12 protein-coding genes are annotated in these 12,941 nt (G+C 66.9%); 2 read left to right on the top strand and 10 right to left on the bottom strand.

Translation table 11 applies throughout. The features are described from left to right. Positions 1-10: 10 nt before the first annotated feature. The 8 genes from hemW to FAZ11_RS03895 form a co-directional block, all read right to left on the bottom strand. Positions 11-1,162 carry a radical SAM family heme chaperone HemW gene (gene hemW / locus FAZ11_RS03930; protein WP_058774151.1) on the bottom strand — a complete coding sequence of 384 codons (1,152 nt, stop codon included), beginning with the start codon at positions 1,160-1,162 and terminating at the stop codon, positions 11-13. After that, a complete protein-coding gene (gene rdgB / locus FAZ11_RS03925; RefSeq protein ID WP_058774150.1) occupies positions 1,159-1,752 on the bottom strand; it encodes an RdgB/HAM1 family non-canonical purine NTP pyrophosphatase in 594 nt (197 codons plus the stop codon). The genes hemW and rdgB overlap by 4 nt, the downstream gene beginning before the upstream one ends. A gap of 82 nt (positions 1,753-1,834) precedes the next feature. Continuing rightward, a complete protein-coding gene (metW, locus tag FAZ11_RS03920) occupies positions 1,835-2,455 on the bottom strand; it encodes a methionine biosynthesis protein MetW (RefSeq protein WP_058762956.1) in 621 nt (206 codons plus the stop codon). A 5-nt stretch (positions 2,456-2,460) separates the two neighbouring features. Beyond that, the gene (gene metX / locus FAZ11_RS03915) at positions 2,461-3,600 is read right to left on the bottom strand and encodes a homoserine O-succinyltransferase MetX (RefSeq protein ID WP_058766178.1); all 1,140 of its coding nucleotides are present in this window, start codon (positions 3,598-3,600) and stop codon (positions 2,461-2,463) included. Between the two features lie 87 nt (positions 3,601-3,687). After that, a complete protein-coding gene (locus tag FAZ11_RS03910; RefSeq protein ID WP_058774149.1) occupies positions 3,688-5,646 on the bottom strand; it encodes a dynamin family protein in 1,959 nt (652 codons plus the stop codon). Between the two features lie 131 nt (positions 5,647-5,777). Continuing rightward, positions 5,778-6,371, bottom strand: coding sequence for a YggT family protein (locus FAZ11_RS03905; protein ID WP_058766176.1), 594 nt, complete (start codon positions 6,369-6,371; stop codon positions 5,778-5,780). A gap of 9 nt (positions 6,372-6,380) precedes the next feature. Continuing rightward, a complete protein-coding gene (gene proC, locus FAZ11_RS03900; protein WP_058774148.1) occupies positions 6,381-7,199 on the bottom strand; it encodes a pyrroline-5-carboxylate reductase in 819 nt (272 codons plus the stop codon). A 9-nt stretch (positions 7,200-7,208) separates the two neighbouring features. Beyond that, complete coding sequence (locus FAZ11_RS03895; RefSeq protein WP_058774147.1) at positions 7,209-7,907, bottom strand: YggS family pyridoxal phosphate-dependent enzyme; 699 nt, start codon at positions 7,905-7,907, stop codon at positions 7,209-7,211. A gap of 126 nt (positions 7,908-8,033) precedes the next feature. Between FAZ11_RS03895 and pilT the strand changes: the two genes are divergently transcribed. Beyond that, complete coding sequence (pilT, locus tag FAZ11_RS03890; protein WP_058762962.1) at positions 8,034-9,068, top strand: type IV pilus twitching motility protein PilT; 1,035 nt, start codon at positions 8,034-8,036, stop codon at positions 9,066-9,068. Beyond that, a complete protein-coding gene (locus FAZ11_RS03885; protein ID WP_058762963.1) occupies positions 9,068-10,210 on the top strand; it encodes a PilT/PilU family type 4a pilus ATPase in 1,143 nt (380 codons plus the stop codon). The genes pilT and FAZ11_RS03885 overlap by 1 nt, the downstream gene beginning before the upstream one ends. Here FAZ11_RS03885 and FAZ11_RS03880 read toward each other — a convergent pair. Continuing rightward, positions 10,207-11,646, bottom strand: a complete 1,440-nt coding sequence (locus FAZ11_RS03880; protein WP_058774146.1) for a UdgX family uracil-DNA binding protein — start codon at positions 11,644-11,646, stop codon at positions 10,207-10,209. The two genes, FAZ11_RS03885 and FAZ11_RS03880, sit on opposite strands and share 4 nt — an antisense overlap. Next, positions 11,647-12,858: a putative DNA modification/repair radical SAM protein gene (locus FAZ11_RS03875; protein WP_058774145.1), complete on the bottom strand. Its 1,212-nt coding sequence runs from the start codon at positions 12,856-12,858 to the stop codon at positions 11,647-11,649. Positions 12,859-12,941 lie beyond the last annotated feature (83 nt).

The raw sequence follows: 12,941 nt of genomic DNA, 5'->3' as shown, positions 1-12,941 counted from the left end.
GAGCTCCTCGTCAGTCAGGCAGAAAGGATTGCAAGAGGTCGTTCAGGAACAGCTGGCCACGGGCGGTGGGCCGCAGGCGCTCGGGGTCGTCCGCCAGCAGGCCGTCGCGCCGCGCCGCGGCCAGGGCGGGCGCCAATTCGTCCAGCGGCTGACCAGTCCGCTGCGGATACCAGGCGGCCGGTACCCCGTCCACCAGGCGCAGGGCGTTCATCATGAATTCGAAAGGCAGGTCGGCCGCTTCCAGGCGTTTCTCGCCGGCCTGGAAGGGTTTGGCCGGGTCGAGGTAATCCTTGGGCAGGCGGGTCTTCCAGCTGCGCAGCAGGCGGCCATCCGGCGCGCTGAGTTTGGCATGGGCGCCGGCGCCGATGCCGAGGAAGTCACCGAAGCCCCAATAGTTGAGATTGTGCCGCGCCTGGCGTCCGGGCTGGGCATAGGCGGAGGTCTCGTATTGCCGATAACCGGCGGCGGCCAGGCGGGCCTGGCCGGCTTCCTGGATGTCCCAGAGTACCTCGTCCTCGGGCAGTTCCGGCGGCTGGCTCCAGAACACCGTATTGGGCTCCATGGTGAGCTGATACCAGGACAGGTGCGTCGGCGCCAGGGCGATGGCCTGCTCCAGATCACCCAGGGCATCGGCCAGGCTCTGGTCGGGCAGGCCGTGCATGAGGTCCAGGTTGAAGTTGTCGAAGCCGGCGGCACGTGCCCGATCGGCGGCGCGGATGGCTTCGTCACGCCCATGGATGCGCCCCAGGGCCTTGAGTTTCTCGTCCTGGAAGCTCTGGATGCCGATGGACAGCCGATTGATGCCCAGCCCGCGATAGGCGACGAACTTGGCCTGCTCGAAGGTGCCCGGATTGGCTTCCAGGGTGATCTCGATATCGGGCGCGAAGTCCAGGCGCCTGGCCACGCCTTCCAGCAGCCGACCCAGGGCCGCGGCCGAGAACAGGCTGGGGGTGCCGCCACCGAAGAAGATCGAGGTCAGGGGCCGACCGTGGACGTGGACCAGGTCGTTATCCAGGTCCGCCAGCAGGGCGTCGACATACTCCACTTCCGGCAGGTTGGGGCCGGCGGCGTGGGAGTTGAAGTCGCAATAGGGGCACTTGCGCACGCACCAGGGAATATGGACGTAGAGCGCCAGCGGCGGCAGGACGAAGGTCTCGGTCACAGGCCGAGCCGTTGCTTGAGCAGGGCCATGGCGCGGGCGCGGTGGCTGCGTTGGTTCTTTTCCGCCGGGGCCAGTTCGGCGGCGGAGAGGCTTTCGCCATCGGGCTGGAACAGCGGGTCGTAGCCGAAGCCGTGCTCGCCCTGGGCGGCATGGAGGATCCGACCGGGCCAGATCCCTTCGCAGAGGATCGGCAGGGGATCGTCAGCGTGGCGTACCAGCGCCAGCACGCAGACGAACTGGCCGGTGCGTTCGGCGTCAGGCACGTCGCGCAGGGCGTCGAGCAGCTTGGCGTTGTTGGCCGCATCGCCTTTGCCATCGGCGTAGCGCGCGGAATAGATGCCGGGGGCGCCGCCGAGGGCGTCCACTGCCAGGCCCGAATCGTCGGCCAGCGCCGGCAGGCCGGACAGGCGTGCGGCGTTGCGTGCCTTGAGGATGGCGTTCTCGACGAAGGACAGGCCGGTCTCTTCCGGCTCCACCTGGCTGAACTCGCCCACCGAGCGCACCCGCACCTGGCCGCCGAGCATGGCCTGGAGTTCCTTGAGCTTGCCGGCGTTGTGGCTGGCGAGGACCAGTTCGGTAAGGTCGGACATGAGGACACCGCGTCTCGTTAGGGATGGCGGCGTATTGTACGCGAAGCCACGGCCAGGCTGGACGCGTCGCCCGTGCCTTACGTCATATGGCGACGCGATGTTCCTGCAGGCGCGGGGCGCTGACGCGGTAGATGCCGATCTCGCCGAGCAGGTTGGGCCACAGCTTGCTGGCCCAGCCATGGCGGTGCTGGCGGTCCACGGCGAGACGGTCCAGCACCTGGGCGCGCTGTTCGCGGCAGAGGCGCTCGAAGTCCTCGAAGGTGCAGAAGTGGATGTTCGGCGTGTTGTACCAGGTGTAGGGCAGGAAGTCCGAGACCGGCATGCGGCCCTTGGTACCCAGGTACAGCCGGCAACGCCAGTGGCCGAAGTTGGGGAAGGTGATGATGCACTGGCGCCCGACCCGCAGCATCTCCTGGAGGATGCGGTCGGGGTATTGCAGTGCCTGCAGCGATTGGGTCATGACCACCACGTCGAAGCTGTCGCTGGCGAAGTTGGCCAGGCCGCCGTCGAGGTCCTGCTCGATGACGTTGACGTCCTTGAGCAGGCATTCGGCGATCTTGTCGGGGTCGATCTCCAGGCCGTAGCCGGTGACCTGCTTGTGATCGCGCAGCCAGGCGAGCAATTCGCCGGTGCCGCAGCCGAGGTCGAGCACCCGGCTGCCGGCGGGGATCCATTCCTGAATGATGTCCAGATCGGCGCGCACGGCAGCTATACCTCGATACGGGTCATGTAGTGGGAGAAGGCCTGCAGATAGCGCGGGATGGGGATGAGGAAGGCGTCATGGCCCTGGGGGGCGTCCACTTCCAGGTAGCTGACGTCCTTGCGCGCGGCCATCAGGGCGTTGACGATCTCCTTGGAGCGCGCCGGCGAAAAGCGCCAGTCGGTGGTGAAGGAGACGATCAGGAAGCGCGCCTGCACCCCGGCCAGGGTCTTGGCCAGGTTGCCGCCATGGGCGTGGGCCGGATCGAAGTAGTCCAGCGCCTTGGTCATCAGCAGATAGGTGTTGGCGTCGAAGCGGCCGGAGAATTCCTCGCCCTGATAGCGCAGGTAGCTCTCCACCTGGAATTCGACGCTGTGGAAGTCGTAGTTGAGCTGGTCGGTCTTGAGCTCGCGACCGAATTTTTCGCCCATGGCTTCGTCGGAGAGGTAGGTGATGTGCCCGACCATGCGTGCCAGCATCAGGCCGCGCTTGGGGATCACGCCCTTTTCCTGGAAGTGGCCGGCATGGAAATCCGGGTCCGAGAGGATGGCCTGGCGCGCCACCTCGTTGAAGGCGATGTTTTCCGCCGACAGCTTGGGCGCCGAGGCGATGGCCAGGCAGTGGCGGATGCGCTCGGGGTAGCTGATGGCCCATTGCAGCGCCTGCATGCCACCCAGGCTGCCGCCGATCACCGCCGCCCACTGCGCGATGCCCAGGCGGTCCGCCAGGCGCGCCTGGCTGTGCACCCAGTCTTCCACGGTGAGTACCGGGAAGTCGGCGCCATAGGGGCGGCCGGTCGCGGGATTGGGGCTGCTGGGTCCGGTGGAGCCGTTGCAGCCGCCCAGGTTGTTGAGGGCGACGACGAAGAACTTGCGGGTATCGATGGGCTTGCCCGGGCCGATGCAGCTGTCCCACCAACCCGGTTTGCGATCTTCGAGACTGTGGTAACCCGCCGCGTGGTGATGGCCGGAGAGCGCGTGGCAGATCAGCACCGCGTTGCTGCGGCTGGCGTTGAGTTCGCCATAGGTCTCGACCATGAGGTCGTAGGCCGGCAGGGTGCGGCCGCAGGCCAGGGGCAGGGGCTCGCTGAAATGCAGCAGCTCGGGGGTGACCAGGCCGACGGAATCTTCGGGGATGACGCTGGGCATTGACGGCTCGTCCGGTGCGGGGCTCGCCAGTCTAAAGAGCACCGCGAGGAGCGGCAAGGGCAGGCGCGCCGGCGCCGCCCGCTAGGCTCAGCCCACCCGCGCGAGGGGTAGGGGCACCACGTTGTCGTGGCGCTGGGAGGGTGCTGGGCGCGCGATCTGCTTGAGCATGTCGCTGACTTCGCTGAGCTGCTTGTGCAGCACTTCCTCGTGCACCTGCAGGCGGCGCACCTGCTCCTGGCTGTTGAGGTTCTGCTGGGTGAGTTGCTTGAGCGCCAGCATGCTGGTTTCCAGCAACTGCTTCTGCTCGCGGGTGTGCTGGACCAGGGGGGTCAGGGCGCCGTCGTTCCAGCGCAGCACCTGGGCATGGGCGCCTTCCTGCAAGGCCTGGACTTCCTGGGCGACGGTGGCGAAGAAGCGGCGGGCCAGGGCGCTCTGCTCGGTGAGCAGGGTCTTGACCTGGCGCTGTACTTCCTCGGTCTTGAGCTGCAACTGGCGCAACTCGCGCACATAGGGGCGAATGCGCAGGCGCGGCGCCTCCAGCGGATGCAGGGGATTCTCGGCATTGTGCCGCTGGTAGACGGCGCTGAGCACCTTGTTGGCGCGGTCGGCCTCGTTGTCCAGGGCCAGCAGGTCATGCTCGACCATGCGGAAGAAGCGGGCGATGGACTGGTTGATGCCGACCGTGGTGAGACTGCTGCGGAATTCGCGGCGGGCGGTGTCCAGATGGGCGTCCAGGCGCTCCGGGGCGACCAGGTCGACGAGCAGCTTGCGCTGGCCGGCGAGCATGTTCTGGGTGGTGCGCAGGTCCAGCAGGCGGCGGTGGTACTGGTCGTACTCCTGGCGCGTGCGGGCGGTCTGCAATTCGAGTCCGGCGCCCGGCAGCTCTTCGTCCGCCAGTTGCGCGTACTGCGCCCGGATGGCTTCCAGGCGCTGTTCGATGAGGGTGCGACTGGCACCGAGCAAGCCGCTGGCTTGCTGCACGATGCGCTGTTGCAGCAGCCGCTCGCGAGCACCGACGATGCGCTCGGCGAGCAACTGCTCGAGGCTGTCCAGCTGGCTGCGGGCGAGCAGTTCCAGGTCGCCGCGCACCTTGCCCAGCAGCGCCTGCTTGGCCGACAGCGGCAGGATGTGCTCGGCGGGCAGGGCCAGTTGGCGAGCACTGGCCTGGCGGACGTTTTCCAGCGAATGGGCGACGTGGGCAGCGCCGCCGAGGTCGTCCCAGAGGCTGTCGATCTTGTTCATCACCGCGAACAGCCGCTCGGAGCTGTCGCCCAACGCTGGCTTGACGCATTGCTCCCAGAGCGCCAGGTCCGAGGCGGTCACCCCGGTGTCGGCGCCGATGAGAAAGAGCACGGCCTGGGCATGGGGCAGCAGCGACAGGGTCAACTCGGGCTCGGCGCCCAGGGCGTTGAGGCCGGGGGTGTCGAGGATGCGCAGGCCTTGGCGCAGCAGGGGGTGGTCGATGCTGATCAGCGCATGGCGCCAGGCCGGGACGCTGACCAGGCCGGCTTCCCCGGTCTGCTCCAGCTGCGCGGGATCGAAGCCCAGTTGCGCGGCGAAAGCCGGCTCGACGTCGCGGGTTTCGGTGACCTTGGCCAGCAGCGCGGCCATGGCGTCCGGTTGCCGTTCATCCAGGGGCAGGCGTTGCCAGGCCTCCGGTGTCTTACGCCAGGCGACCAGGCTGCGGTCGTCCAGGCGGCTGTCGATGGGCAGCAACTGCAGGTAGGGGCCGTCGGCCTGGGTGTCGAAGAAGATCTCGGTGGGGCACATGGTGGTGCGCCCGGCCTGGGACGGCAGCATGCGCTGGCCGTAGTCGGCGAAGAAGAGGGCGTTGATCAGCTCGGTCTTGCCACGGGAGAACTCGCCGGCGAAGGCCAGGGTGATGCCGTCGGCCTGCAACTCGCTCTGGCAACTGGCCAGGGCGGCGTCCAGGGCTGGGGAGGCTAGACGGTTACGCTGCAACCAGTCGCGGTAGCGGCCCAATTGGGTATCGAGCTCGGCTTTCCACGCGGCATAGGCATCGACGTGGCGGAACAGGCGTTCCATAGATGGACTTCCTTGACCTGAACAGCTAAAGGCAGGACGGTGCCCCAGCATCCAGAGGAGGTCAATGCCACCTCGGTCACGGCGCGGCGGGCGGTCGTGACTAAGGGGCGAGTGGTGCTAATGGTCGGACATCAGAGGAAGGGCGCGAGAATCTGCGGCATGCCGGTGGCCGCGGCCAGTTGGCCGATGACGAAGCGATCCAGCAGATTGATCACGATGAAGGCGAAGATCGGCGACAGATCCAGGCCACCGAGGCTGGGCAAGAGGCGGCGGAACGGCGCCAGCAGCGGCTCGCAGATCTGGTTGACCAGCTCGGCGGCGGGGTTGTGGCTCTGGGGGGCGACCCAGGAGAGGATGACGCTGATGATGAGGGCGAAGAAGAACACCTTCAGCAGCAGCGAGGCCACGCCCAGCAGGGCCCAGATCAGCAGAGCAGGGAACAGGCCGGCGATGCTGGCGCCGAGCAGCACCACCACGACCATCATCAGCGCCAATTGGACCAGGATCGCCAGCACCAGAGAGGCCAGATCCACACCGCCGAAGCCGGGGATGATGCGCCGCAGAGGCTTGAGCAGCGGCTGGGTGGCACGCACGGTGAATTGCGAGAGCGGGTTGTAGAAGTCGGCGCGGACCAGCTGCAGGATGAAGCGCAGCAGGATGATCAGCAGGTAGAGGCTGCCGAGGGTCTGGATGACGTAGACGAGAGCTTGCGCGAGAGCGGACATGGATACTCCTTATCGATCCGGCAACTGGGCCAGTTCCGCAGCCCGGTCGGCTGCGGCAGTGAGGGCTTCCTCGACCAGATCCTCGAAGGCCCCGGCTTGGAAGGTTTCGATGGCGCGCTCGGTGGTGCCCTTGGGGGACATCACCGAGCGGCGCAGTTGTTCGGGGGTGCGATCGCCCTGGCAGGCCATGGCGGCGGCGCCGCGGGCGGTGTGCAGGGTCAGTTGCTCGGCGACTTCGGCCGGCAGGCCCAGCTTGATGCCGGCCTGGGTCATGGCTTCCATCAGCAGGAAGAAATAGGCCGGACCGCTGCCGGAGACAGCGGTGACCGCATCCAGCTGCCGTTCTTCGTCGACCCAGAGCGCCAGGCCGACCGCGGCGAGGATCTCCTGGGCCCGGGCGCGCTGTTGGTCGTTGACCTGCGCGTTGGCGAACAGGCCGCTGGCACCCAGGCGCAGTTGCGAGGGCACGTTGGGCATGCAGCGCACCAGGGGGCGCTCCCCCAGCCAGCGCGTCAGGCTGGCGCAGGTGATGCCGGCAGCGACCGAGACGATCAGCTGGTCCGGACGCAGGTGCGGCGCCAGTTCCTGGCAGACTTCGCCCATCACCTGGGGCTTCACGCCCAGCACCACCACGTCGGCGTTATCCAGGACGGCGACATTGCTGGCTTCGACCCGGATGCCATGCGCCTGGGCCAGCGCCTCGCGCTTGGCCGGATTGCGATTGCTGGCGCTGAGCTGCTGGGCCGGTACGCCCTGGGCGAGCAGCCCGCCGATGATGGCGCCGGCCATGTTGCCGGCACCGATGAAGGCGATGCGGGTATCGTTCATCGAGACTTCCTAGGTTGAAGAGGCGGCGGCGCCATAGTCGCGGGCGCCGAAGAGAGCGGTACCGATGCGCACCCAGGTGGCGCCCTCGGCGATGGCGGCTTCCAGGTCCTGGCTCATGCCCATGGACAGGGTGTCCAGGTCCAGGTTCAGCGCTTCGCTCAAGGTCCGTAGCCGGGCGAAGGCGGCGCGCTGGCTGGCCGGGTCGTCGGTGGGTTCGGGAATGGCCATCAGGCCGCGCAGGCGCAGGTTGGGCAACTGGCTCACGAGGGTGGCCAAGGCCGGTAACTCGTCGGGGTGGCAGCCGGACTTGCTGGCCTCGCCACTGACGTTGACCTGCAGGCAGATGTTCAACGGGCCGCGCTCGGGCGGGCGCTGTTCGGCCAGGCGCTGGGCGATCTTCAGGCGATCCACCGAGTGCACCCAGTCGAAATGGCTGGCGATGGCGCGGGTCTTGTTGGACTGGATGGGGCCGATGAAATGCCACACCAGCGGCAGGTCGGTCAGTTCCGTCTGCTTGTCCAGCGCCTCTTGTAGATAGTTCTCGCCGAAGTCGCGCAGCCCGGCGGCGGCCGCTTCGCGCAAGGCCGCGGCGGGCTTGGTCTTGCTCACGGCCAGGAGGCCGACAGTCGCGGGATCGCGGCCTGCCGTCCGGCTGGCGGCGGCGATGCGTTCGAGTACGGTTGCGCTATTCTCGGCTATCGTGGACATTCAGCCCCTGCTTGCGTCGGCGCATCCGGCAGGCCTTGGCGTACCGGATGAATAAGTGGCGGTGACCAGGTCAGACCGCCAATGCTGCGCGGCATTCTACCTGCTTGCTCGACATCTGGGAGTCCCATGGATATCACCGAATTGCTGGCCTTTTCCGCGCGGCAAGGCGCCTCCGACCTGCACCTCTCCGCCGGCCTGCCGCCGATGATCCGCGTCGATGGCGACGTGCGCCGCATCAACCTGCCGGCCTTCGAGCACAAGCAGGTGCACGCGCTGATCTACGACATCATGAACGACAAGCAGCGCAAGGACTTCGAGGAATTCCTGGAGACCGACTTCTCCTTCGAGGTGCCCGGTGTGGCGCGCTTCCGGGTCAACGCCTTCAACCAGAACCGCGGCGCTGGCGCGGTATTCCGGACCATTCCCTCCAAGGTGCTGAGCATGGAGGAACTGGGCATGGGCGAGGTGTTCCGCAAGATCACCGACGTGCCCCGCGGCCTGGTGCTGGTGACCGGGCCGACTGGCTCGGGCAAGTCCACCACCCTGGCGGCCATGCTCGACTACCTCAATAACACCAAGTACCACCACATCCTCACCATCGAAGACCCCATCGAATTCGTCCACGAATCCAAGAAGTGCCTGGTCAACCAGCGCGAGGTACACCGCGACACCCTGGGCTTTTCCGAAGCCCTGCGCTCGGCGCTACGTGAAGACCCGGACATCATCCTGGTGGGCGAACTGCGTGACCTGGAGACCATCCGCCTGGCACTGACCGCGGCCGAGACCGGGCACCTGGTATTCGGCACCCTGCACACCACCTCGGCGGCCAAGACCATCGATCGGGTGGTGGACGTCTTTCCGGCGGAAGAGAAAGCCATGGTGCGTTCCATGTTGTCGGAATCCCTGCAGGCGGTGGTCTCCCAGACCCTGCTCAAGAAGGTCGGTGGCGGCCGGGTGGCGGCCCACGAGATCATGATCGGCACCCCGGCCATCCGTAACCTGATCCGCGAGGACAAGGTGGCGCAGATGTATTCGGCGATCCAGACCGGTGGTGGCCTGGGCATGCAGACCCTGGACATGTGCCTCAAGGCGCTGCTGTCCAAGGGGCTGATCAGCCGCGACGCGGCGCGCGAGAAGGCCAAGACGCCGGAGAATTTCTGATGGAGTTCGACAGATTCCTGCAACTGATGGTGGACAAGGGGGCCTCCGACCTCTTCATCACCACCGGTGTGCCGCCTTCGATGAAGATCAACGGCCGCATGATGCCGGTCACCAAGGACTCGCTTTCGCCGGACCAGTGCCGAGCCCTGGTGCTCGGGGTGATGAACGAGGAGCAGCGCCAGGAATTCCAGCAGAAGCGCGAGTGTAACTTCGCCATCAGCGCGCGTGGCATCGGCCGCTTCCGGGTCAGCGCCTTCTACCAGCGCAACCAGGTAGGCATGGTGCTACGCCGCATCGAGGTCAACATTCCCACCGTCGAGCAGTTGCGGCTGCCGGAGATCATCAAGAAGCTGGCCATGACCAAGCGCGGCCTGGTGATCTTCGTCGGCGCCACCGGCACCGGCAAGTCCACCTCGCTGGCCGCCATGATCGGCCATCGCAACAAGAACTCGGCGGGTCACATCATCTCCATCGAGGACCCCATCGAGTACATCCACCAACACCAGGGCTGCATCGTCACCCAGCGCGAGGTGGGTATCGACACCGAATCCTTCGAGGTGGCGCTGAAGAACACCCTGCGCCAGGCGCCGGACGTCATCATGATTGGTGAGATCCGCAGCCGCGATACCATGGAGCACGCGCTGGCCTTCGCCGAGACCGGCCACCTGTGCCTGGCTACCCTGCACGCCAACAACGCCAACCAGGCGCTGGATCGCATCATCCACTTTTTCCCGGCGGATCGGCACAGCCAGATCTGGATGGACCTCTCGCTCAATCTCAAGGGCATCGTCGCCCAGCAACTGGTACCCACCACCGATGGCCAGGGCCGCCGCGCGGTGATCGAGGTGCTGCTCAACACCCCGCTGGCCGCCGACCTGATCCGCAAGGGCGAGGTGCACGAACTCAAGGCCCTGATGAAGAAGTCCGTCGAGCTGGGGATGCAGACCTTCGACCAGTCGCTCTATGGCCTCTATAGCGAAGGCGAGATCAGCTATGAGGCCGCTCTGGCCCATGCCGATTCCGCCAACGACCTGCGGCTGATGATCAAGCTCGGCTCGGAGACGGATGCCGATCACCTCAACCAGGTTACCCGTACGCTGACGGTGGACATGGGCGACGATACCCCCAAGCGCTTTCGCTAGTCGCTGTCGGCCGCCAGGGCTTTGGCCTCGCGCAAGGCGGCAACCAGGGCCTGGCGGGCCTGTTCCTGCTGCCGGGCATCCGGGGTACGCAGGATGTAGGAGGGGTGATAGGTGGCGATGATCCAGCGCTCGTCCAGGCGCAGCGGCCGGCCCATGAATTGCGCGAGGCCTCTTGGCTTGCGCCGGAGCAGAGCTTCCAACGCCGTCGAGCCGAGCGCGACCACCACGGTCGGCTGGATATCGCGCAATTCCTGCTCCAGCCAGTAGCGACAGGGCGCGATTTCCGGTCCGGGGGTGACGTGCTTGCGTCTGAGCCCCTGGGGAATCCATTTGAAGTGCTTGACCGCATTGGTGAGGAATACCTCGCCCCGGTCGAGTCCCGCCTCGGCGAGTGCCGCCATCAACACCTGCCCGGCCGGACCGACGAAGGGGCGGCCGGACAGGTCTTCCTGGTCACCGGGCTGCTCGCCCAATAGCAGAATGCGCGCCGTACGCGGGCCTTCGCCGGCCACCGGCTGGGTGGCTTTTTCCCAGAGGTCGCAGCGCCGGCACTCGTCGAGGGTAGTGGGCAGCGGTCGCTCCGGCTGGGCGCGTTCGGCGGCGATCAGCACCTCGCGACCGCTCTGCCGACCGACGGCTTCGGCCTGGGCCAGGCGCTGGGCACCGGCGCGGGCCTCGCTGAGCAGCGCTGGGATCAGCGGGCCTTCCGGCAGGTCCTTCCAGAAGCGTGCCGGCATGTTGCCTCTCAGGGTGCGCGGATTGGCCCGGGCCGGATTGAAGGTGCTGCGATAGTAGGCGCGCCAGAGTTCGTCGCCGGCGTTACGGTCGTCATCCTCCGGCGTCTGGCGTGCCAGCTGCTGCAGGTCGGCGGGGCAGGGCTGCACGATATTGAGCGCCTGGCCGTCCCAGAGCGCGGCGGCTTCGGGCGTGGCGATCAGCCAACTGCTGTTGCCCATGCGGTCGCAGAAGTGCGGCGCCGCCAGGGCCAGCACATCGTGGGCCGGCTGGTGCCAGGCCACCCAGGCCGGCGGGCCGGCGCTTTCCGCACGCGGACGAAATCGGAGGAAGGCGTGTACATGATGGATCTCCCGGCGGATCGCCTTGACCCGGCGTTGCAATTCGCTGCCGTCCTCGTCGCCGGCCAGCATCGCCGCCCGCTCGCCCCGGGCGACCCGCCAGAGCACTTGGTAGAGCAGGGCCCAGCGGTCATCACTGCGGAAACAGGCGGCGTAGGTCAAGGCTTCGGCCAGTTGCGGCGGGATGCGCACGGCGCCGCTGGGTGGCGACGCCACGGCTTCGGCCGGCTCATCGAAGAGGTCACCCAGTCCGCGACTCTCCTGCCAGCTCACCTGGGCCGGGGCGATGCCGGCCTGGAGCAGCCGGCGCGCCTCCTGGCGCCAGCCGGCGAAGGTGCCGTCGAAACTGACCTTGTGCATCTAGAGCAGGGCGAGTTGGGCAGGCGGTTCGGCTAGCTGCCGCCGCAGGTCGAGGGATTCCGCCAGTCGCGGTTGCGGGCGGTAGTCCTGGGTGATGATGAAGGGCCGCGCCTTCTCGACGCTGCATTTCAGACGGATCAGATCGGCATAGCGGATGCGCCGCTCGCGCCGCAGCTCCACCAGCCGCCTGGCCGAGAGCACACCGATCCCCGGAACGCGGGCGATCAGCGCCTGATCGGCGCGATTGAGGTCCAGCGGGAAGATGGCGCGATTGTGCAGCGCCCAGGCGAGCTTCGGGTCCACGTCCAGCGGCAGCTGGCCGTCTTCGGTGGGGAGTTCCGCCGCCTGGAAGCCATAGCCGCGCATGAGGAAGTCGGCCTGGTACAGCCGGTGCTCGCGCAGCAGCGGCGGTGGTTGCAGCGGTACGGTGCCTGGGCTTTCCGGGATGGGGCTGAAGGCCGAGTAATAGACCCGCTTCAGGCGATAGGCGCCATAGAGCGTCTGGGCGGTATCGAGGATGGTGCGGTCGTCGGTAGCGTCGGCGCCGACGATCATCTGGGTGCTCTGCCCGGCCGGGGCGAAGCGCGGTGCCTTGGCTTCGGCCTCGGCCTCTTCCAGGCCCAGGCGGATGTTGCCCATGGTCTTGCGGATGCTGCTGCCGTTCTTTTCCGGCGCCAGCTTGACCAGGCTGCTCTCGGTGGGCAGCTCGATGTTCACCGACAGGCGATCGGCATAGAGACCGGCCTGGGCGATGATCTCGGGATCGGCGTCGGGAATGGTCTTGAGGTGGATGTAGCCGCGGAACTGGTGCTGTTCACGCAACAGCTGGGCCACCCGGGTCATCTGCTCCATGGTGTAGTTGGAGGAGCGGATGATGCCGGAGCTGAGAAACAGCCCGCTGATGACGTTGCGGCGGTAGAAGTCGAGGGTCAGCTGCACCACTTCCTCGGGCGTGAAGCGCGCCCGCGGCACGTTGCTGCTGCGGCGATTGACGCAGTACTGGCAGTCGTACTGGCAGAAGTTGGTCAGCAGCACCTTGAGCAGCGCCACGCAGCGGCCATCGGGGGTGAAGCTGTGGCAAATGCCCATGCCATCGGTCGAGCCCAGGCCGTCCTTGCCTTTCGAGCTGCGTTTGGGCGCGCCGCTGCTGGCGCAGGACACGTCGTACTTGGCGGCATCGGCGAGAATGATCAGCTTGTCGGCGAGCTCCATCGAGATCTCCTGGACTGTGATTGCATACAGTATCCAGGAAGCGGAGCGTCGTTCAATGGCTTTGCGCTGGGCGGCGCCGAGTG

It is taken from the genome of Pseudomonas rhizoryzae (assembly GCF_005250615.1).
In the GTDB taxonomy this organism is placed as follows: domain Bacteria; phylum Pseudomonadota; class Gammaproteobacteria; order Pseudomonadales; family Pseudomonadaceae; genus Chryseomonas; species Chryseomonas rhizoryzae.
This window is presented reverse-complemented; position numbering and strand designations above follow the sequence as displayed.

Coding starts and splice junctions, on each gene's coding strand:
- FAZ11_RS03910 (WP_058774149.1), bottom strand. CDS start 5,646: ATGGAACGCCTGTTCCGCCACGTCGATGCCTATGCCGCGTGGAAAGCC.
- pilT (WP_058762962.1), top strand. CDS start 8,034: ATGGATATCACCGAATTGCTGGCCTTTTCCGCGCGGCAAGGCGCCTCC.
- metX (WP_058766178.1), bottom strand. CDS start 3,600: ATGCCCAGCGTCATCCCCGAAGATTCCGTCGGCCTGGTCACCCCCGAG.
- proC (WP_058774148.1), bottom strand. CDS start 7,199: ATGAACGATACCCGCATCGCCTTCATCGGTGCCGGCAACATGGCCGGC.
- FAZ11_RS03880 (WP_058774146.1), bottom strand. CDS start 11,646: ATGCACAAGGTCAGTTTCGACGGCACCTTCGCCGGCTGGCGCCAGGAG.
- rdgB (WP_058774150.1), bottom strand. CDS start 1,752: ATGTCCGACCTTACCGAACTGGTCCTCGCCAGCCACAACGCCGGCAAG.
- FAZ11_RS03885 (WP_058762963.1), top strand. CDS start 9,068: ATGGAGTTCGACAGATTCCTGCAACTGATGGTGGACAAGGGGGCCTCC.
- FAZ11_RS03875 (WP_058774145.1), bottom strand. CDS start 12,858: ATGGAGCTCGCCGACAAGCTGATCATTCTCGCCGATGCCGCCAAGTAC.
- FAZ11_RS03905 (WP_058766176.1), bottom strand. CDS start 6,371: ATGTCCGCTCTCGCGCAAGCTCTCGTCTACGTCATCCAGACCCTCGGC.
- FAZ11_RS03895 (WP_058774147.1), bottom strand. CDS start 7,907: ATGTCCACGATAGCCGAGAATAGCGCAACCGTACTCGAACGCATCGCC.